Source organism: Campylobacter concisus (assembly GCF_002165775.1).
Classification (GTDB): domain Bacteria; phylum Campylobacterota; class Campylobacteria; order Campylobacterales; family Campylobacteraceae; genus Campylobacter_A; species Campylobacter_A concisus_E.
Window position 1 is genome coordinate 104,865 of the sequence record NZ_NDYP01000007.1, and the last position, 19,349, is coordinate 124,213.

The following is a 19,349-nucleotide window of genomic DNA, read 5'->3' on the forward strand; positions in this document are numbered from 1 at the left end:
TTATAAAACCGAGATAAAATTTATAAAATCTCTTTTATGAGTAGTTGTGGAGTAACAAGTCCGCGGAATGAATTTTTTGATATACAAAAGATAATATCTATCATCTCGCCAACTCTAGCGTGTCTTGTAAAGTTAAAAAATAGAGCCTCAAGCGTTTTATTATCCTTTTGTAAGATGAGCTTTAGGTGATTTTGATCTCTTCCTATAAGTCTTTCATTTTTAACAAGAGCATTTTTTATCTTAAAGACTGGACGTGGATTTTTCTGTCCGTATGGCTCATAAAATTCTAAAATTTCAAGTAGTTCAAAGTCTATCTCGCTTGGCATTATGTCGCCAAGTAGCTCGTCCGAGCTTTTGCAATCTTGCATATTTAGGCATGAGCAACTTTTATTTATCGCTTCTTTAAATTTCACCAAATTTTCAGGCGCAAGCGTAAGTCCAGCCGCTCCTTTGTGACCGCCATAGCTTGTTAGTAAATTTTCGTGGCTTGCTATAAGAGATAAAATATCAAGCTTACCAATGCTTCTAGCACTACCTTTTGCACGACCTTTATCGATGCTAAAGACAATAGCTGGCTTTGCAAAGTGCTTTGCTAGGCGGCTAGCTACGATGCCTATCACACCCTCGTGCCACTGCTCACCCCAAGTGATGATGACTTCATCGTCTTCTTTTACGTCCTTTAGCGAGCACTCAAAGAGTTGGCGCTCCTCCTCTTTTCTGGAGTTGTTAAATTCAATGATCGTATCAAGGTAGTTGTAAGCTTCCTCGATACTTTTAGCACGTAAAAAGTCAAATGAATTCATCGCATCGTCCATGCGTCCGGCTGAATTTATAAGCGGAGCTATAAGAAAGCTAATATCGTCACACTCAAATTTTTCCTTACCATAAAACTCTTTTATAGCGTGAAATGCGGAACGTTTAGACGCATTTAGCTTACAAATGCCAAGGCGAACAAGCATTCTATTCATATCTCTTAGCTCCATCATATCAGCGATTATCGCGATAGCTAAAAGCTCTAGAAATTTGCTCATATCGTAATTTAGCCCAAAAACATCCTTTAACGCTCCAACCAAATACCAAGCGACCTCAGCACCACAAATTTCGATATTTGGGAAGTTGCAGTCTTCTTGTTTTGGATTAATGATCGCATAGGCTTCTGGGAGAACAGCTGGAGGCATGTGATGATCAGTGATAATAAGATCGATGCCTTTTTCTTTACAGATAATGGCCGCATCGTTTGCAGAGATGCCGTTATCAACGGTGATAATCAGGCTTACATCAGCTGAGAGTTCGTCTATTATCTCAGGATTTAGCCCATATCCATCTTTAAATCTATTTGGAATTTTTACTAGGTAGTCTTTCACGCCAAGATCATCAAAAAACTCAGCCAAAATTACGCTCGAAACAACACCATCAACATCATAATCGCCCACAATGGCTATACGCTCGTTTTTCTCGATCGCTTCTTTTATGCGATTAGCACCCTTGTAAATATCTTTTAAGGCACTTGGTGTTGGAATTTCACTAATTTTTTTATGTATGTCGTTACAAAATCTATGCGCTAGTAAATTCCTTATGTCCTCTTTATTTAGCATGGTTTTGGCAAGAATTTTTAAAGAACTTACCAACTTTATTTAATGCCACTTGTTCACTTAAATTTACACCCATATTGCCAAAAATTTGGCTATAAAAATACTTCTTTTTCATCGCAATCTTTCGTCTTTATTTTGAATGCTTGGATTATATCTTTTTGAAATTTAATTTCTTATAATTTTAAATGAAAGTAAGATTTTAGGGCTCATAGCAAGCTTAAAAGCTTTGTTAAATTGATAGTCTTTACAAATTTAACCCGCCAAAAATAGTAAGTATTAGCAAAAATTTATACAATCAAATTTATAAATTTTAAATGGTTTATGCCATAAAGCTTAAACCATTTAAAATTTATTCCAAATTTCGCAAAAACTCCAAGTATTCTCTAGCGCCTCGTTCTATTTCGCTGTCGCTTGATACGTAGTCTACGCCCGGAGTCTCTTCAGCGCCGTAAAATGCGAAAAAGTCGCGGTAATCGGTGCGAAAATAATATTTAAACGCAAGCTCAAACGGCGTAAGAACCTCGCGCAAGCTAAAATGATAGCGTCCTTGCGGGCTGTAGTCGCTCTTTTTGATGCCTGCGGTCACGGCTAGAGCTATCTTGCGCCCCGCTATGCCGTCCGAACCGCGTCCGTAGGCAAAGCCGTGCGTCATCACCGCGTCGATCCATGATTTTAAAATCGGAGGGCAGGAGAAGTTGTGAAGCGGAAACTGTAAAACGAGGGCGTCGTGGGCTCTGATGAGTTCTTGCTCGCGCGCGGCGTCGATGTTGCCGCCTGCGTAAATCTGCGTCAAATCATGAACGCTAAAGCGCTGCGGCTCTTTGAGAGCCTCTTGTAGTAGGCGTTTGTTTATGACCGAGTTTTGGATGTCAGGGTGGGCTAGAATGATTAGAGTTTTCATTTTTCTCCTTAAAAATCTAGCAAGCAATGGGATTTATTTGATAAATAATTGAATAAAAACAGCAAAAATTTAAAAGAATTTTTAGAGCCAGATGGCTCTAAATTTAAGATTTGACGTTTTCTAAACTTGCCTTTATAAAGCCTAATATCACAGGATTTGGCTTAGTTAGACGGCTAGTAAATTCAGGATGACACTGCACGCCCACAAACCACGGATGGCCTTTTAGCTCGATAGCCTCTATCAGTCCATCGCTCTCACCGCTTACCAAAAGACCATTTTTCTCAAAAATTTCTTTATATTTTGGATTTGCCTCGTAGCGGTGACGGTGACGCTCTTTGACACTTTTTGCATTGCCATAAATTTCAGCTAGAAGTGTCTTTGGTTTGATGTCGCAGTTATATGCTCCAAGCCTCATCGTGCCGCCAAGTGGGCTTGTGTGCGTTCTTATCTGTTTTTTGCCGTGAGCGTCGATAAAGCTATCGATTAGATAGATGATAGGGTTTTTACACTCTTTGTCAAATTCCATAGAATTTGCATCTTCTAAGCCCAAAACATCCCTTGCAAACTCAATGAGCGCTAGCTGCATACCAAGGCAAATTCCAAGATAAGGGATCTTATTTTCACGAGCAAATTTTATAGCCTGCATCTTGCCTAAAACGCCTCTTTCTCCAAAGCCGCCAGCTACTAAGATGCCATCCACGTCCTTTAAAAGCTCATTTACATTGCTCTCTTCTATCTTTTCGCTATCTATCCAGCGTAAATTTACCCTAGCGTCCAAATTTGCTCCAGCATGGATGATGCCCTCAGTTAGGCTCTTGTAGCTCTCTTTTAGATCGATATATTTGCCTACAAAGGCGATTGTTGTTTCGTTTGTTGGAGCGATGATCCTTTTTACTAGGCTATCCCACTTTGCCATGTCTGGCTTTAGCTCATTAAAGCCTAAATTTTCAGCGATCGGCGTTAATATATCTTGCTTTAAAAATGAAAGTGGAATTTGATAGATACTTGCGCTGTCTAAGCTTTCTATGACGCAGTTTTTCTCCACACCACAGCTTGCTGCGATCTTATCTTTTAGCTCGCGGTTTAGCGGCATTTCAGATCTGCAGATGATGATGTCTGGCGTTATGCCTATACGTCTTAGCTCTCCTACGCTATGCTGGGTTGGCTTTGTCTTTAGCTCGCCAGCTACTTTGATAAATGGCACAAGCGTTAGGTGAATATTTAGCGCTCTTTTTTTGCCAACTTCCACTCTTAGCGCTCTTATCGCCTCTAAAAATGGTAGTCCCTCGATATCGCCAACGGTTCCACCGATCTCAACGATGAGCACATCTTTGCCCTCGCCTGCTTTTTTGATGCGATCAACGATCTCGCCAACGATGTGAGGGATCACTTGTATAGTCTTTCCAAGGTAGTCGCCACGGCGCTCTTTTTCGATGACCGAGCTATAAACTCTACCCGTTGTGAAGTTATTGTCCTGACTTAGGCTCTCATCTAAAAATCTCTCATAATGCCCCAAATCCAAATCTGTCTCCGCGCCATCATCTGTAACAAAAACTTCGCCATGCTCTAGCGGGCTCATCGTGCCAGGATCTACGTTGATGTATGGGTCAGCTTTTAAAACACTTACTTTTAGTCCGGAATTTTTTAAAAGAGTCGCGATAGACGCAGCTGCGATGCCTTTTCCAAGTGAGCTTAAAACGCCACCCGTGATAAAAATGTACTTCGTCTCTTTTGCCATTAATTTTCCTTAAATTTATTTATTTTTTAATTACGGATTATACCCCTTAAATATTTAGTAAGGCATTAATCGTATAAATTTTAAAAATTATTCTTTAAGTCTTTTTGTTATAGACTTCACAAACTATGATAAAAAACTACCTAAACATCATTGCCTCTTTATATATAGACGGCTTTAAAAACATGAAAATAGGCAAAAAATTATGGCTTCTCATAATAATAAAGCTTATCATCATGTTTGGAATTTTAAAAGCCTTCATCTTTAACGAGACTCTAAATACCAAATTTCAAACCGACGAAGAAAAAAGCGAATTTGTTATTCGTAATCTAATAAAGGAATAAAATGTCTGAGATGGATTTTGTTGACTGGTCTAGGGCTCAGTTTGCGCTGACTGCCATTTACCACTTTTTGTTTGTCCCGCTTACGTTGGGGCTAAGTTTTATCATCGCCATTATGGAGACGATATATGTTAAAACCGGCGATAAAGTCTGGCTTGAGATAACGAAATTTTGGCTAAAGCTCTTTGGTATAAATTTCGCTATCGGTGTGGCTACTGGCATCATCATGGAGTTTGAGTTTGGTACAAACTGGGCGAATTACAGCTGGTTTGTAGGCGATATCTTCGGCGCTCCACTTGCGATAGAAGGCTTACTCGCATTTTTCATGGAGAGTACATTTTTTGCCATTATGTTTTTTGGCTGGGATAAAGTCAGCAAAAAATTTCACCTACTTTCAACCTGGCTTGTCGCGATCGGTTCAAATTTAAGCGCGCTTTGGATCTTGATCGCAAATGGCTGGATGCAATATCCTATCGGCATGAAATTTAACCCAGATACCGCCAGAATGGAGATGGAGAATTTCTTTGAAGTTGCGCTAAATCCTCTTGGAATTAGCAAATTTTTACACACAGTAACTAGTGGCTACACCATCTCAGCTATCTTTGTGATAGGAATTTCTGCTTGGTTTTTGATCCAAAAACGCCACATCTTGCTAGCTAAAAAAAGTATCGTCGTTGCTAGCGCATTTGGACTTATCACTTCGGCATTTTTACTACTTAGCGGCGATGAGAGCGCATATTTTGTAGCTCAAAAGCAGCCTATGAAGCTAGCAGCCATGGAGGGACTTTACAAGGGCGAGACTAACGCTGGTCTAGTTGCCGCTGGTATTTTAAACCTAGCTAAAGAGCTTGGCGACGAGAGCGAGCCATTTTTGCTTGAGATAAAGGTGCCTTACGCACTTGGCATCATGGCAAACAGAGAGCTTGACTCATTTACACCAGGTATAAATGACCTACTTTATGGCAATAGTGAGCACAATCTAATAAGCGTTGAAGAGAAGATGGCAAAGGGCAAAGTAGCTATCGAGGCTCTTAAAAACTACAAAGAAGCCAAAAAAGCAAATGACGAGAGCCTAATGAAAACTTCGCTTTCAAATTTAGAAAGTAACCTAAATTTCTTAGGATATGGCTATCTTAAAGACGCAAAAGAGGCTGTGCCACCAGTTGCGCTTACATTTTATAGCTTCCATATCATGGTTGTACTTGGCACTTACTTCATAGCTCTTTTTGCTATCACTCTTTATCTAAATCTCTCAAGAAAATATAAATTTGAAAACATAAGAGCGTTTTTGTGGATCTGCCTCTTTACCATACCGCTTGGCTATATAGCAGCTGAAGCTGGCTGGATAGTAGCAGAGGTCGGCCGTCAGCCATGGGTGATACAAGATCTCATGACCGTTGGCGTTGGAGCTACGAATTTAGCAGACTCAAATATCAAAATTTCATTTATATTATTTGCTGTTTTATTTACGGTCTTGCTGATTGCTGAGATCAAAATCATGCTTAAGCAAATAAAGATAGGATTTAATGATCATGCATAGTTTAAGCTTAGAAAATTTACAAATTTATTGGTGGTTTATAGTTAGCCTTCTTGGCGGACTTTTGGTCTTTATGATGTTCGTCCAAGGCGGTCAGTCGCTAATCTTTAGCCTTGGCAAAGACGAGCTTAAAAAAGATATGCTCATAAATTCTATCGGTAGAAAATGGGAGCTCACATTTACGACGCTTGTTATGTTTGGAGGCGCGTGCTTTGCGGCGTTCCCGCTATTTTACGCTACTAGCTTTGGTGGTGCTTACTGGGTTTGGCTGGCTATTTTATTTTGCTTTATCATCCAAGCTGTAAGCTACGAGTACCGCAAAAAGCCTGATAACTTCTTGGGCGCTAGAACTTATGAAATTTTCCTTTTCATAAATGGCTCACTTGGCGTTATTCTTATTGGCATGGCGGTTAGTACATTTTTTAGCGGAAGTGACTTTGTGCTAAATGAGCACAATTTTGTCGAGTGGAAGACTCCATTTCGCGGCCTTGAAGCTTTGGCAAATCCTTACTTGTATTTGCTTGGCATAGCGATATTTTTCCTGTCTCGCATAGGTGGCTGCTTATATCTTATGAATAACATCGCTGATGGCGAATTTATACAAAACGCTAGAAAACAGCTACTTATCAACACCGTGCTATTCTTGCCATTTTTTCTAGGATTTCTTGCTTGGGTGCTTACAAAAGACGGCTTTGCATACGACGCAAATGGCGTAGTTAGCCTTATGCCTTACAAATACGCTATAAATTTGATCGAAATGCCTATCGTTGGCGTGCTGCTACTTGTTGGCGTTGTTTTGGTACTTGTTGGAATTTTCCAAGGGGCATTTACAAAAAGTATTCGTGGAATTTTTGCTTATGGCGTTGGCGTAACACTAGCTGTGACTGCACTATTTTTGATAACAGGACTAAATGGCACTGCATTTTATCCATCATTTAGCGACCTCTCTAGCTCGCTAACTATCAAAAATGCAAGCTCTAGCCACTACACACTTGGCGTTATGGCCTATGTTAGCTTGCTAGTACCAGTAGTGCTTGCTTATATCATCGTCGTCTGGCGAGCGATAGATAGCAAGAAGATCACACAAGATGAGATCAAAAACGATCATCACGCATACTAAGGATAAAAGATGTTAGAAGCAGGAATTTTTTTGATACTTTGGCCAGTGACACTATTTATTAGCTACAAATTTGCTCTCTTTTCTCTTAAGAAATTTGACACAAATAACTAAGATTTAGGGGCATTTGCTCCTAAATTCTTCTTTTTATTTTAACCCTTTAAAACAACTCTTTTATAAATTTATTTAAGCCACTTTTCATATAAGCGTTAGTTCTGTGTGAAATTTGGGTAGTAAGATATCATTAAATTTTATTAAAGGAGCGAAAATGAGCAAGAATTTCTTAGGTTCTGTTGCCCTTGCGGCTATTTTGGTTAGTGGTCTTAGTATAGGTATCACGCCACTAGAGGCTGGAGTCCTGGCTCATCACGTAAAGGTTCAAGGCGAGCTTGGATCAGTCTTTATAAATCCTTATGACGTATCGCCTCTAACTGCTATCATCGATAGAGCTGGCAAAGACATCAAAGATATCCATGTCAAAGTAAAAGGCAAGCCAGATGGCGGTATCGACATCTACTACAACGTCTCAGAGCATGCTTTGCTTACGCATGATGGTGTGCCTATTTGGGGACTTTACCCTGACTATCTAAATGAAGTAGTCGTAAGCTACACATTTAACGGAGCTAAAAAGGTAGAAACATATAAAATTTACGCCCAGCCTATCGTCACATATAGCCGTGATTTTAGATTTTCTCACATGCAAAAGACTCGCGTCAAAAAGGTCGATCCTGCCTTTAAAAACAGGCTCTATCTCATAAATAATACAATTACAAGCGTATATAAACCGCTTGATTGGAAAAATGGTGGAGCTGCTAGCTGGAACGACTTTACCGAAAACTACATCGTAGACACCAAAGGTGAGGTTAGATGGTATCTTGACTATCAGAAATTTTACGACCGCAGCGAGCGCAGAGTGATGGATGGAGGCATGATGATGGGCTTTCATCAGCTAAAAAACGGCGATATCAGCTTTGGCATGGCACAAAGATATCTAAGATATGACCTTATGGGAAAAGAAATTTATAATCGCCCGCTTCCAAGAGGCTACATCGATCTAAGCCATGAAGTTATGCCATTAAAGGATGATCACGCACTTCTTAGGGTTGGCAAATACAACTACCACCACAAAGATGGCAAAATTTCTCACACCATAAGAGACCACATCATAGAGGTCGATAGCACCGGTAAGATGGTCGAAGAGTGGGATTTAAATGAAATTTTTGGCAACAACGTCTACCGCAGCAACCTCATAAAAGCACTTGACGCAAGAGCTGTTTGCCTAAACATCGACATGGACGCAAAGGAGATAAAGATAAGTAATGATCTACCATTTGGCGACATCACCTCTACTGGCACAGGTAGAAACTGGGCTCACGTAAATTCTATCTCATACGATGAGAGCGACGATAGCATCATCCTCTCACTTCGCCACCAAGGCATCGTTAAAATCGGACGCGATAAAAAAGTAAAATGGATATTAGCTTCGCCTGAGGGCTGGAGTGAAGAATTTAAAGCCAAAGTGCTAACTCCAGTCGATAGCAAAGGCAATAAGATAAAATGCGAAAACTCAAAATGCGAGGGCGAATTTGACTGGTCATGGACTCAGCACACCGCATGGCTAACGCCAAGATACGACAACAAAGGCAGTATAAAACACCTAAGTGTCTTTGACAATGGCGATGCAAGGGGCATGGAGCAGCCAGCCTTTAAAGAGGATAAATACTCCCGCGCGGTTGAATATAAGATAGATGAGAAAAAGGGCACGGTTGAACAAACTTGGCAGTTTGGCAAAGAGCGTGGCTTTGACTTTTATAGCGCAGTTACTAGCAACGTCGAGTGGCAAAAAGATAAAAATACCTACTTCATCTCAAGCTCAAATGTAAATTTACTTCGCCCTGACAAGACTATCAAAATGGTCTTAGTTGAGATCGATCCAAAGACAAATGAGATCAAATTTGAGATGGATGTGGACTCTGCTTCAAGAGATGATGTTGCTTATAGGGCGATGGTTATTGATCCAGAGGTATTTAGTTATTAGCAGTATCTGGTGTGAGATTTTTCTCGCACCAGATTTTAGTTGTTGTTTTGAAATTTATATATTGCTTCTTTGATTCTAGTAAGGTTAAAATTTATCGATCGCTCTAGTTCTGGCAAGTCTATATCTTTATCCGCTTCGAATGCTTTTACCATCTCGCTTAACTCTTTTGTCTCATCGCTTGCAAGAACTATGCTTTTAAAATTATCATCACCTATCTGGTCAAATTTTAAAAAGATCGATGCAAATTTATCTTTTAAAATTTCTTTATTTAGCTTTCTATTTTCCAAAGCTTTCTTTGTTCCACCATTTTTATTACAGGTTCTAAATATCGAATCTATTGTTTCATTCACTTCATCAAGTAAAATTTCTGTTTTTTCACTTTGCATATAAAACTCTCTTAACTATAAATTAAATTTAAAATAAAAGCTAAATCGCTCTTGTTTTTGGAGATTAGAAGTTGTTTTACTTCTTCGCGTAAAAAGGAAAAATTAAAGTTGTATTTGTGAAGTTATTTTCATAAAAGTTTGTGCCAGAATTTAAAATTTTAGTTTGCATTGGCATCACTTTTATGCCCTCTGTTTTTGCGATCATTTTCTCATCCTTGTTAAAAAATTTTATCGCATTGTATAAATTTTCATAAGTCTTGTAAATTGTACCAAGGTACAATAAAGCCCTATAAATCAATATTTATAACACATTGATAATATTTTTACGTTATTATTTTGCATACTGCTTTGATTAAAATTACCGAAATTTCGTAGCTATTTAGCTCATCCTTTTTGGATAAATTTTAAAAATTTAATGTGTTATTTATGTAATAAAAAAATTTTTAAATTTGTAAAAATTTTTTAAAATCTTTGATACTTTATATGTGATAAAATCCTCTCAAATTTTAAAAAAGGATCAAATTTGAGAAGCGACATAATCAAAAAAGGCTACACAAGAGCCCCACACCGCTCACTTTTACGTGCAACTGGGCTAAAAGACGATGACTTTGCTAAACCCTTTATCGGTGTTGCAAACAGCTTTATAGAGATCATACCTGGTCACTTTTTCTTAAACAAATACGCACAAATTTTAAAAGATGAAATTTGCAAAAATGGCTGTATTCCATTTGAGTTTAACTGTATCGGCGTGGATGATGGCATCGCGATGGGGCATGGAGGCATGCTATATAGCTTGCCTAGCCGCGAGATCATCGCAAACTCGATCGAAACCGTGATGAACGCTCACGCACTTGATGCACTTGTTTGTATGCCAAACTGCGACAAGATCGTCCCTGGTATGGTTATGGGTGCTTTAAGGGTCAATGTCCCAACCGTGTTTGTAAGCGGTGGCCCAATGAAAAAGGGCTACACAAAAGATGGCAAGCCAATTGATCTTGCGACTGCGTTTGAGGCGGTTGGTAAATTTGAGACCAAAGAGATAGACGAGGCTGAGCTAAAAGATATTGAGTGCAACGCATGTCCAAGCGGTGGCAGCTGTAGCGGTATGTTTACAGCAAATTCCATGAACACGCTTTGTGAAGCGATGGGCATAGCACTCCCTGGCAACGGCACTATCCTAGCGCTAACTCCAGAGCGTGAGGAGCTTATTAGACAGGCTGCTCGTAGAATCTGTGAGATCGCACTTGATGAGAAATTTAAAATCAGAAACATACTAAATGAAAAAGCGATCCGCAACGCGCTTGTCGTTGATATGGCGATGGGCGGCAGCAGCAACACCGTTCTTCACATGCTAGCTATCTCAAGAGAGGCTGGCGTAAATTTAGATATCAAAGAGCTAAATAAGATCAGCCAAAATATCGCTCACATCGCTAAGATCAGCCCAAGCTTACCAAATGTGCATATGGAGGACATCGGTAGAGCTGGTGGTATGAATGCGGTGATAAAAGAAATTTCACGCAGAGATAATGGCATGCTAAATTTAGACAATCTCACAGTTAGTGGCGAAACTTTGGGAGAGCGTGTAAAGATAAGTGACATCAAAGATGAGAGTATCATTCACAAAGTAGAAAACGCCTATTCGCAAGTTGGCGGACTTGCCATTTTATTTGGAAATTTAGCCGAGCAAGGCTGTGTCATCAAGACAGCTGGCATCGTTGGCGAGCGTAAATTTAGCGGCAAAGCGGTCTGCTTTAACTCACAAGATGAAGCTATAGCTGGCATCTCAAGTGGCAAAGTAGATAAAGGCGATGTCGTCGTCATCCGCTACGAAGGTCCACGCGGAGGCCCTGGCATGCAAGAGATGCTAAGCCCTACTTCACTCATCATGGGACGAGGCCTTGGCGCAGACGTGGCGCTCATCACAGATGGTCGCTTTAGCGGGGCGACAAGGGGTCTAAGTATCGGTCACGTAAGCCCAGAAGCGGCTGAAGGCGGTATGATAGGCTTGCTACGAGACGGCGACATCATCGATATAGACGTCGATAAATACGAGATAAACGTTCGCCTAAGCGAAGCCGAGATCGCAAAGAGAAGAGCGGAATTTAAGCCAGTCGATAAACCGCTAACATCTCGCTGGTTAAGGCAGTATCAAAAGCTAGTCACGAATGCAAGCAACGGAGCAGTGCTAGAAGCATAAAAATTTACTATAAAAGCAAGGAGTAGCCTCCTTGCTTTTATAAAAATATTAAAATTTCTTCATTTTTTTAAGGATACTAAATGCAACAAGATTTCTATTTTTATGCTGCCATATTTTTAGGAGTACTATTTTTGATTGCGATATTTGTCATCTATTCATTTAATAGAGACAAACTCGAGCTAAAAAGAAATTTGACACAAAAAGAGCAAGAAAATTTTGAAATTTCATCAAATCTAACAAATTTAGTATCTAAAAATAGTGAAAATCTGCAACTAATTAGCGAGCAAAAAGCAAGGCTTATGTCAAATCACGAGCGAATAGACGAGCTCATCAGTGAGATCGATGCGCTAAAAACCAAAATAGCACAAAAAGACGAAGCCGAAGATGCGATGGAGCGCGTGATAAATGAGCTTAAAGAGAGTATCGGTACAGCAAATGAAAGGGCCAAGAATAACGAGGCAAATTTCACTGCAACTCTAGCCGAGCTAAATCAAAATAAAAATGCTTTAGCTGAAGCAAGTGAGAGAGAAAATAGATTAAAACGTGATATGGCTGTGCTTAGAAATGAAATAGAAGCAAAAGAAAATAGTCTAAAAGAGCAAGAGGCAAATTTATTAAAAGTAAAAAATGAGTTAAATTTAGAATTTTCTAATCTTGCAAATAAAATATTTGAAGAAAAAAGTGCGAATTTCACACAAAATAGCCAAAATTCTTTAGATCTTTTACTAAAGCCACTAAAGGAGCAAATTTCAACCTTTCAAGAGCGCGTAAATGCAGTCCACGACGAATCAGTTAAAGGCATGAGCGCACTAGGAACACAGATTAAACACATAAGTGAAATTGGTATCTCGATGTCAAAAGAGGCAAACTCGTTAGCCACTGCATTAAAAGGTAGCAATAAAACACTTGGAAACTGGGGTGAAATACAGCTTGAACGCACATTTGAGGCTTCTGGACTTGTAAAAGATGAGCATTACTTGACGCAACAAAATTTCAAAAACGAAGAAGGCAAACGTCTTATTCCTGATTTTATAGTAAAGATACCAGATGGCAAGCATCTAATAGTTGATTCTAAAGTCTCACTTATAGCTTACGAAAAGGCTATCACAGCTAGCAACGAAGAGGAGCTAAAATTAGCATTGAAAGAGCATATTGCTTCTATGAAAAATCACATAGATAGCTTAAATAGCAAAAATTACGGTGAGATCGTACCTGATAGTCCTGATTTTGTATTGATGTTTATACCAATTGAGCCAGCATATATCGAGGCTATGAAATTTGATAGTTCCCTTTTTGACTACGCATTTCAAAAGCGCGTAATACTAGTATCTCACACTACGCTTATGCCTATTCTTCGCACAGTGGCAAATTTATGGCGAATAGAGCGTGGCAATGAAGAGGCCAAAAATATCGTAAAGAGTGCGATTAAAATTTATGATAAAGTCCGCAATGTGGCCGAGCACATGAATAGGCTTAGCAATACACTAAATACTGCAAATAAACATTTTAACGCCCTTGCATCAAGTTTTAGTGGTAGAGATGGTCTTATCAGTAGACTTGAAAATTTTAAACGTTTGTCTCCAGACGATCAAAAAGATATAGAAGTAAAAGAGATCGGCGTAAATAACGAATTAGAAAAAGAGGATTAGGATATGGCTAGAAAAACTAGCCATAAAATTTATTTTAAAAGACCTTGTTTTTTCATTTGATCCATTACTTGAGCAAACATCTCTTTAGCTTGTTTGCAAGTAGCGTCTTGTTGCTCTTTTGGTAAAGAAGCTAGTTGATCCATTGATTGTTTCTTTTGATCTTCATACATTTTTACTTGTTGCTCTTGACCAGCTTGTTTGTAAGCTTCGACCATTTTGTCGATGTCTGAGAAGTAAGACTTGCAAGTATCTGTAAGATCCGCAGCGTTTAGGCTTAGTGCAAAGCCAAGAGTAGCTAAAACTAAAAGTGATTTTTTCATCTCTTTCTCCTTGTGAAAATTTAAGGAGATTATATAACTTTTTTATTTTAAATAGATTTAAATTTATTAAATTTAGCCAAGACAAGCGCCTTGGCTAAATTTTTTGGCTTTTTAGCCTAAGAATTCGCGCTTAAAATACTCTTTTGGAGCTTTGCAAAGTGGGCAAGCGCCTGGAGCTTTTTTGCCTCTATGAACGTGTCCGCACACCTCGCAAACCCAGATATCTTCTTCGTCGCTCTCAAAAAAGCCCTCTTCATCAAGCATCTTTTTAAGCTCTAAATACTCTCTTTCATGCTCTACTTCAACCTTGCCGATCGCGTTAAATAGCCTCTCAACATCTCTTAGCTCTTCTTCTTTTGCGATCTTTGCAAAGTCTGGATACATCGTCGTATGCTCGTAGTTTTCGCCAGCTGCAGCGTCAAGTAAATTTTTATCCATCTTATCGATCGGATCGTTCATCATCTCGTGATATTTCTTAAATTCAGCCCTCGCGTGCCATTTCTCGTTCTCAGCTGCCTCGTAAAAGTGTCTGGCTATCGCGTGATAGCCTGCTTCTTTGGCTAGGTCGCCGTAAAGCTCATATTTGTTTCTAGCTTGTGACTCGCCAGCAAATGCCTTCATCAAATTTACCGCTGTTAAATTTTCAGTCACGCACTTCATCTCTTCGCCGCAACAGGTTAATGTGCCGCCACCAACTTTTTGTACTTCGATTTCGTTGCCGCATTTTTCGCATTTGTATGTTTCGTACTGTCTCATTTTGACTCCTATTTTGATAAATTTTGAGTGGATTATAACCAAATAATTAAAATAAGTAAATAATAATTTTTATTGATAACGTATATTATTATTTTATTCTTTACATAAAATTTGTGTGAGTTTTGTTACAAATGGAGAGACTAGCAAAAGCACAGGATAAGCTACTACAAAGGCTTTTACGTAGGCGATTAGCCAAATTTTAACAAAGCCATCAATAAAACCAAGGTTTAGATATGTCAGCACAAATGACATAAAAAACGCCATAAATGCTGACATTATAAACGCAAAAACATATTTATAAAATTTTGCTGGTATCATGAAATTTTACCTATCAACTCGCCTAGTCTTTTTGCATGATTGAGCGCCTTTTGCCTCATCAAAGCAAACTTTGCCTCATCGTGCCTACTCTGATACGAAAGCCCTCCACTATAAATATATCCTGCAAACTCCATCCCGCAAGTATTTGCTAGTGCCTTAAGTGGTGGCAAAAATTCCTCTATCTCGTATCGCTGAAGCGCTTCTTTTTTATAAAGTTCCTCAGGCGCTCCAGAGGTAAATGAAAGCACCAGCTTCTTGCCACGTAGCTTATCTCCCTTGCTGCCATGAGAGAAGCCATGAACTAGCACATCTTCAAACCACTTTTGTAAAAGTGACGGCACGCCGTACCAGAAAAATGGATAAACAAGCACGATCACATCAGCCTTTACTAGCTTTTCTTGCTCGGCTTTTACATCGATAGCGTAGTTTTTATAAAGCTCACTTAATATGTCAAATTTAGCCTCTGGCACGTACTTTTTTAGCTCACTCAAAATTATCTTATTTACAAAAGAATTTTCAAGGTCAGTGTGACCTGATACAACTAAAATTTCACTCATTTTCTCTCCTTAAATTTACTTGCAAACAAAGCTACTTGCCTTGCTCGCGTCACCGCCCACATATGTAGCCACCTTTGGATATGCACACCAAAAATTCCTTGCCAGCGTAGCTCTTGCTCTTAGCTAGCATGCTCTTTATCCTTTTCGTTCCACACCGCATCTATCATCTCGTTGTTTAAAATTTTCACATCTTTTAAACTCTCGCATCCTGCCTTATCAAGGGCAAAAGCCGCACTGCTAAAAAGTGCTAAGGCGCAAAAAAGTGAAATTTTCTTCATAAATCTCCTAAAATTTTACCTTGCTAAATGAAGTCTCGTTTTTGAGAGCAAAGCCATCAAATTCATCTATAAGTCCAGCTCGCTCTTTGGCGTAAGCCTTGTAGTTTTCGCTGTGGCGGTAGCTCTCAAAGCTAGCTTCGTCTTTGTAAATTTCAACCAAGATCCACTTATTAGGTGCCTCTTTTTGACTAAAGGCAAACTGCGCAAATGCAGCGTCATCTACGCTTTTTTGCATATATTTTTTAATGATCTTTTCAAATTTCGCATCGCTTTTTGCTTTTAGGCTTAAATTCGTCATGTGAAAATAGGCATCTTTTAGGCGCTCTGGCGTTAAATTTTTAGAAAAAGCGGCCCATTTTTTACGCTAAAAGCCTTTTTACTAGCTAAAATTTCAGCGCTCGCACTTGCAAATTTCTTGTAGTGCGCTGAGGCTACGTGTTTTTTATAAGCCGTCTCGTCCTTGTAAAACTCAAGCACATAAAATAGCTCCGGCTTACTCTTTGCGCTCATGAAAAATATCGCCTGTGTGCCTGGCTCACTCTTTGAGTTTAGAATATTTTCTCTGCCAAGCTCTTTTAGCAAAGTCTTATTATTTGGCGTTGAAAGCAGCTCGTGTAAGCTCACTTTCGCCTCCGCCCCAAAGGCAAAAACCGCCAAAATCGCTAGTAAAAATAGCTTTTTTATCATCAAATTTCCTTAAATTTATCTCTGTTCAACTCTTTTCATCCAAGCAAAAAGCTCATCAAGGTCGTAGTCACCGCCATGCCTTTGCCCCCAAACTGCTTCAAAATCAACCTCCTTGCCAGCATTTTTAAGCGATAGTGCGAGCATAGCAGGCACGGCAAGCGCTAAGTCGGTGTCGTTTGTGCCCTGTCTTATGCGGTAAAATTTCGCCGCCTCTTTGTTTTTAGCGTAGTTCATAGCATTCATCATCTTTATGACGCTAGCCTCCGCCATCTCGCCCTCGCTTCGCTCTTTTGCAAAATTAGTAAAGTGCTTTGCAGGCATTTTGCTATCGCCGAATAGATCGTTTTCAGGATTTTCCAGTGCAAGTCCGTCAAAGGCAACCGGTGCTTTAGCACGTTTTAGAGAAGCGATAAAATCTTCAAATTTAAAGGTATATCCAAGCTGGCAACCTTGCGTGTCAAGAGTTATAAATTTTGGTGTGAGCGTGTTTTTGTCGCTGCTTTTTGTAGCGGTAAATGCCCTTGAAATGAGGACGTTTATATACTCTTTGAAGCTACCCTCGCCATTTTCATCAAGGCTTAGAGCGTGGCCTTTGGCGTCTTTTAAATTTAGCGAGTTTAGATAGGCTGGAAATTTACTCTTTAGCTCGCGTGAGAGCTCTTTTTGTGTGGCGTTTAGCTCACCTGTGATCATCTTTGGCTTTTTGCTCCTGTCGTTAAAGCTAGCCGCGTCAAGGCTTGCAAAGTCTATCCTTTCAAATTTATCCAGATCCCCAAACATCCACTCATAAGCCTCGTCCTCATGCTCTAAATTTGTAACAGGGCAGTAGGCTGAGACGGCATAAATTTGATCGTCCGCCTTTGCAGCACCTAGCTCGTCAAGATATGGCTCGTACTCTTTTGCCCCCGTGCTAACGCCTAAAAGTGCCGACATCGCGCCGCCTGCGCTCGTGCCGTTTGAGATGATCTTATTTGCGTCGCCTGGCATAAATTTATCGTTAAATTTAAGATATCTAACGGCCGCTTTTAGATCGACTATCGCGGCTGGGGCTTTGCCGATGAAGCGCTCACCATCTTTTAGCGTCCTGCCTCTAGCGCCAACGCTAGCCACGACGTAACCTCTAAGAAGCGCTTCAAGGGTGGCATTTGGCTTTTCGTTTTGAATTTCTGGCTTTGAAGGCATTGCTGGCATGTAGCCACCAATCGCATTTGGCATAAAAATAGCTGCCTTTTGGTCGCTAAATTTACCCTCTGGCACGTAAAAATTTAAGACCTGATAGTCGCTAACTGGCTTTGCCACATAGACTATGCCTTCATAGGCTCTAAATTTAAGCATCCTATCGCCAACTTGCACGCTTTTTAACTCAAATTTGTTTTCATCAAATTTAAGCTCGCCGCCAAAGCAAGCGCCTACTAAACAAACCCCTAAAATAGCAACTCTAACGCATTTCATGATCTGCCTTTTTATTTTGTCCTACTTTTGCTTTACTAGTCTTGGCGTAGGCTACCAAGGCTTTAGCGCCTAGTTATCTTTTGGCTCATACTTGACCGCATAGTCAAATTTAGGCTGGTGCAGTGAAAACTCAAAGCTATCTCTATCGACCGAGCCAACGCAGTAATGGCTATCATAAAGGCGAAGCAAAAAACTCCGCCATCTGCTCGCTCGTGTGGTACTTTTTAAACACTTTGTCGTAGTCGTAGCTCTCTTTGCTAGTTGCTACCATGCCAAATTCTGTCTTTGTGGCAGCTTGAGCTAGCACTTTTGCCTGCTTATCCTGTGCTAGCTCGTGGTAAAGTCCCTCGCTAAAGGCACTTACGAAAAATTTGCTAGCGCAGTATGTGACGGCGTTTGGCACGATCTTGTAGCCACCTATCGAGGAAATATTGATAAGCTGTGTATCTTTGTCTTTATACTTTTTCGTAAAGAGCGTTGAGAGTGTCACAAGCGCAGTGATATTTAAATTTATCATCTGTGTGATTTTTTCTAAATTTTGCTCGCCGACCTTGTTATAGCCGCCAAAGCCAGCGTTGTTTATAAGCGCTTTTAGCTCAAATTTTTCTAAATTACGCCAAAGAGATATGGCATTTTCTTGCTTTGAGAGATCGCAAAGCTCTATAACCACATCAACATTTGCAAATTTAGCTATCTCACCTTTTAGCTCTTCTAAAAGCTCGCCACGCCTTGCAACAAGGATCAAATTCTCCCAGCGCCTTGCAAATGCCTTTGCCGCGGCCGCTCCTATGCCTGAGCTTGCTCCAGTGATGGCGATGTATCTTTTCACTTAGCATACTCCATAGGGCTATAAATTTTGATACCCTCGCTGTGGTCATCTTGCGCTACTTGCACGATCACTTTAGCGATATCAGCCGCTCTCATCGGACGATACTCGTCAAAAAAGCCTTTTGGGATAAATTTAAACGCCTTTATCACCAAATACTCACCTAGTCTAAATTCCTTTCTCTCAGCCTCGATAAGTGGCAGCCTAGCGATATGAAATGAGCTATATCCAAGCTCTTTTATCTTCGCTTCTGCCTGACCTTTTGCCTTTAGGTAAAACGAGCCTGACTTTCTGTTTGCCCCTGCAGCCGAGAGCAAGACAAAGCGTTTTGCACCGCACTCCAAGCCAAATTTAGCGAAATTTATCGGATAGGTCACATCGACTTTATAAAACTGCTCTTTGTGTTTTGCCGCCTTCATCGTCGTGCCAAGCGCGCAAAATACGTCATCAGCTATAAACGGCACCTCATCTTTAAAATCATCAAAATTTACTATCTTTACTTCAAGCTTTTCATGAGTAAATTCTAGCTCATGCCTAACGAGAGCAACCACCTTGCTATAGTGCTCACTCTCGCATAAATCTTTTAAAATTTCACTTCCCACAGCACCGCTAGCTCCAGCTATAAGGGCGATCTTTTTCATATCTTTCCTTTGTAAAATTTA

22 protein-coding genes are annotated in these 19,349 nt (G+C 39.9%); 6 read left to right on the top strand and 16 right to left on the bottom strand.

Annotated features, from left to right (window positions below):
- Positions 1–20 precede the first annotated feature (20 nt).
- From recJ to B9N66_RS07110, 4 genes are all read right to left on the bottom strand, one after another.
- Complete coding sequence (recJ, locus tag B9N66_RS07100; RefSeq protein ID WP_087580465.1) at positions 21–1,595, bottom strand: single-stranded-DNA-specific exonuclease RecJ; 1,575 nt, start codon at positions 1,593–1,595, stop codon at positions 21–23.
- Positions 1,585–1,707: a hypothetical protein gene (locus tag B9N66_RS09955; RefSeq protein ID WP_257638069.1), complete on the bottom strand. Its 123-nt coding sequence runs from the start codon at positions 1,705–1,707 to the stop codon at positions 1,585–1,587. Before B9N66_RS09955 ends, recJ begins: the two co-directional genes overlap by 11 nt.
- Positions 1,708–1,941: 234 nt before the next feature.
- On the bottom strand, positions 1,942–2,493 hold the full coding sequence (locus B9N66_RS07105; protein WP_087580466.1) for an NAD(P)H-dependent oxidoreductase: 552 nt from the start codon (positions 2,491–2,493) through the stop codon (positions 1,942–1,944).
- A gap of 103 nt (positions 2,494–2,596) precedes the next feature.
- Positions 2,597–4,231 (bottom strand): CTP synthase, encoded by a 1,635-nt coding sequence (locus tag B9N66_RS07110; protein ID WP_087580467.1) that lies wholly within the window; start codon positions 4,229–4,231, stop codon positions 2,597–2,599.
- Between the two features lie 125 nt (positions 4,232–4,356).
- On the opposite strand from B9N66_RS07110, the gene B9N66_RS07115 reads away from it, so the two are divergent.
- The 4 genes from B9N66_RS07115 to B9N66_RS07130 all read left to right on the top strand — a co-directional run bounded on the left by B9N66_RS07115 (position 4,357) and on the right by B9N66_RS07130 (position 9,261).
- Entirely contained in the window at positions 4,357–4,572 is a 216-nt protein-coding gene (locus B9N66_RS07115) for a DUF4492 domain-containing protein (protein WP_087580468.1), read from the top strand.
- Between the two features lies 1 nt (position 4,573).
- Positions 4,574–6,109, top strand: coding sequence for a cytochrome ubiquinol oxidase subunit I (locus B9N66_RS07120; protein WP_087580469.1), 1,536 nt, complete (start codon positions 4,574–4,576; stop codon positions 6,107–6,109).
- Positions 6,099–7,226 carry a cytochrome d ubiquinol oxidase subunit II gene (locus B9N66_RS07125; protein WP_257639810.1) on the top strand — a complete coding sequence of 376 codons (1,128 nt, stop codon included), beginning with the start codon at positions 6,099–6,101 and terminating at the stop codon, positions 7,224–7,226. Before B9N66_RS07120 ends, B9N66_RS07125 begins: the two co-directional genes overlap by 11 nt.
- A 265-nt stretch (positions 7,227–7,491) precedes the next feature.
- The gene (locus tag B9N66_RS07130; protein ID WP_087580470.1) at positions 7,492–9,261 is read left to right on the top strand and encodes an aryl-sulfate sulfotransferase; all 1,770 of its coding nucleotides are present in this window, start codon (positions 7,492–7,494) and stop codon (positions 9,259–9,261) included.
- Between the two features lie 35 nt (positions 9,262–9,296).
- Here B9N66_RS07130 and B9N66_RS07135 read toward each other — a convergent pair whose 3' ends face one another.
- Both B9N66_RS07135 and B9N66_RS09595 read right to left on the bottom strand, forming a co-directional pair.
- Positions 9,297–9,647 carry a hypothetical protein gene (locus B9N66_RS07135; RefSeq protein WP_087580471.1) on the bottom strand — a complete coding sequence of 117 codons (351 nt, stop codon included), beginning with the start codon at positions 9,645–9,647 and terminating at the stop codon, positions 9,297–9,299.
- Between the two features lie 76 nt (positions 9,648–9,723).
- Positions 9,724–9,927 (bottom strand): hypothetical protein, encoded by a 204-nt coding sequence (locus B9N66_RS09595; protein WP_141083438.1) that lies wholly within the window; start codon positions 9,925–9,927, stop codon positions 9,724–9,726.
- Between the two features lie 243 nt (positions 9,928–10,170).
- On the opposite strand from B9N66_RS09595, the gene ilvD reads away from it, so the two are divergent.
- On the top strand, positions 10,171–11,844 hold the full coding sequence (gene ilvD, locus B9N66_RS07140) for a dihydroxy-acid dehydratase (protein ID WP_087580472.1): 1,674 nt from the start codon (positions 10,171–10,173) through the stop codon (positions 11,842–11,844).
- A gap of 80 nt (positions 11,845–11,924) precedes the next feature.
- Positions 11,925–13,493, top strand: a complete 1,569-nt coding sequence (gene rmuC, locus B9N66_RS07145; protein WP_087580473.1) for a DNA recombination protein RmuC — start codon at positions 11,925–11,927, stop codon at positions 13,491–13,493.
- Positions 13,494–13,522: 29 nt separating this feature from the next.
- Here rmuC and B9N66_RS07150 read toward each other — a convergent pair whose 3' ends face one another.
- The 10 genes from B9N66_RS07150 to B9N66_RS07185 all read right to left on the bottom strand — a co-directional run bounded on the left by B9N66_RS07150 (position 13,523) and on the right by B9N66_RS07185 (position 19,328).
- Entirely contained in the window at positions 13,523–13,813 is a 291-nt protein-coding gene (locus B9N66_RS07150) for a DUF5339 domain-containing protein (RefSeq protein ID WP_002940734.1), read from the bottom strand.
- A 111-nt stretch (positions 13,814–13,924) separates the two neighbouring features.
- Complete coding sequence (locus B9N66_RS07155; protein WP_002940712.1) at positions 13,925–14,569, bottom strand: ferritin family protein; 645 nt, start codon at positions 14,567–14,569, stop codon at positions 13,925–13,927.
- A 93-nt stretch (positions 14,570–14,662) separates the two neighbouring features.
- Entirely contained in the window at positions 14,663–14,887 is a 225-nt protein-coding gene (locus B9N66_RS07160) for a DUF2798 domain-containing protein (RefSeq protein WP_087580474.1), read from the bottom strand.
- Positions 14,884–15,444: an NAD(P)H-dependent oxidoreductase gene (locus B9N66_RS07165; RefSeq protein ID WP_087580475.1), complete on the bottom strand. Its 561-nt coding sequence runs from the start codon at positions 15,442–15,444 to the stop codon at positions 14,884–14,886. Before B9N66_RS07165 ends, B9N66_RS07160 begins: the two co-directional genes overlap by 4 nt.
- Positions 15,445–15,563: 119 nt before the next feature.
- Positions 15,564–15,722 (bottom strand): hypothetical protein, encoded by a 159-nt coding sequence (locus B9N66_RS09720; RefSeq protein ID WP_180382077.1) that lies wholly within the window; start codon positions 15,720–15,722, stop codon positions 15,564–15,566.
- 7 nt (positions 15,723–15,729) lie between these two features.
- Positions 15,730–16,020, bottom strand: coding sequence for a putative quinol monooxygenase (locus B9N66_RS09960; protein ID WP_257639801.1), 291 nt, complete (start codon positions 16,018–16,020; stop codon positions 15,730–15,732).
- 32 nt (positions 16,021–16,052) lie between these two features.
- Entirely contained in the window at positions 16,053–16,409 is a 357-nt protein-coding gene (locus B9N66_RS09965) for a putative quinol monooxygenase (RefSeq protein WP_257639802.1), read from the bottom strand.
- 15 nt (positions 16,410–16,424) lie between these two features.
- Positions 16,425–17,861 carry a subtype B tannase gene (locus tag B9N66_RS07175; protein WP_087580476.1) on the bottom strand — a complete coding sequence of 479 codons (1,437 nt, stop codon included), beginning with the start codon at positions 17,859–17,861 and terminating at the stop codon, positions 16,425–16,427.
- Between the two features lie 172 nt (positions 17,862–18,033).
- On the bottom strand, positions 18,034–18,690 hold the full coding sequence (locus B9N66_RS07180) for an SDR family NAD(P)-dependent oxidoreductase (RefSeq protein ID WP_257639803.1): 657 nt from the start codon (positions 18,688–18,690) through the stop codon (positions 18,034–18,036).
- Positions 18,687–19,328, bottom strand: a complete 642-nt coding sequence (locus B9N66_RS07185; RefSeq protein ID WP_087580477.1) for an NAD(P)H-binding protein — start codon at positions 19,326–19,328, stop codon at positions 18,687–18,689. The genes B9N66_RS07180 and B9N66_RS07185 overlap by 4 nt, the downstream gene beginning before the upstream one ends.
- Between the last annotated feature and the right edge of the window lie 21 nt (positions 19,329–19,349).

Coding starts and splice junctions, on each gene's coding strand:
- recJ (WP_087580465.1), bottom strand. CDS start 1,595: ATGCTAAATAAAGAGGACATAAGGAATTTACTAGCGCATAGATTTTGT.
- B9N66_RS09955 (WP_257638069.1), bottom strand. CDS start 1,707: ATGAAAAAGAAGTATTTTTATAGCCAAATTTTTGGCAATATGGGTGTA.
- B9N66_RS07105 (WP_087580466.1), bottom strand. CDS start 2,493: ATGAAAACTCTAATCATTCTAGCCCACCCTGACATCCAAAACTCGGTC.
- B9N66_RS07110 (WP_087580467.1), bottom strand. CDS start 4,231: ATGGCAAAAGAGACGAAGTACATTTTTATCACGGGTGGCGTTTTAAGC.
- B9N66_RS07115 (WP_087580468.1), top strand. CDS start 4,357: ATGATAAAAAACTACCTAAACATCATTGCCTCTTTATATATAGACGGC.
- B9N66_RS07120 (WP_087580469.1), top strand. CDS start 4,574: ATGTCTGAGATGGATTTTGTTGACTGGTCTAGGGCTCAGTTTGCGCTG.
- B9N66_RS07130 (WP_087580470.1), top strand. CDS start 7,492: ATGAGCAAGAATTTCTTAGGTTCTGTTGCCCTTGCGGCTATTTTGGTT.
- B9N66_RS07135 (WP_087580471.1), bottom strand. CDS start 9,647: ATGCAAAGTGAAAAAACAGAAATTTTACTTGATGAAGTGAATGAAACA.
- rmuC (WP_087580473.1), top strand. CDS start 11,925: ATGCAACAAGATTTCTATTTTTATGCTGCCATATTTTTAGGAGTACTA.
- B9N66_RS07150 (WP_002940734.1), bottom strand. CDS start 13,813: ATGAAAAAATCACTTTTAGTTTTAGCTACTCTTGGCTTTGCACTAAGC.
- B9N66_RS07155 (WP_002940712.1), bottom strand. CDS start 14,569: ATGAGACAGTACGAAACATACAAATGCGAAAAATGCGGCAACGAAATC.
- B9N66_RS07160 (WP_087580474.1), bottom strand. CDS start 14,887: ATGATACCAGCAAAATTTTATAAATATGTTTTTGCGTTTATAATGTCA.
- B9N66_RS07165 (WP_087580475.1), bottom strand. CDS start 15,444: ATGAGTGAAATTTTAGTTGTATCAGGTCACACTGACCTTGAAAATTCT.
- B9N66_RS09720 (WP_180382077.1), bottom strand. CDS start 15,722: ATGAAGAAAATTTCACTTTTTTGCGCCTTAGCACTTTTTAGCAGTGCG.
- B9N66_RS09960 (WP_257639801.1), bottom strand. CDS start 16,020: ATGACGAATTTAAGCCTAAAAGCAAAAAGCGATGCGAAATTTGAAAAG.
- B9N66_RS09965 (WP_257639802.1), bottom strand. CDS start 16,409: ATGATAAAAAAGCTATTTTTACTAGCGATTTTGGCGGTTTTTGCCTTT.
- B9N66_RS07175 (WP_087580476.1), bottom strand. CDS start 17,861: ATGAAATGCGTTAGAGTTGCTATTTTAGGGGTTTGTTTAGTAGGCGCT.
- B9N66_RS07185 (WP_087580477.1), bottom strand. CDS start 19,328: ATGAAAAAGATCGCCCTTATAGCTGGAGCTAGCGGTGCTGTGGGAAGT.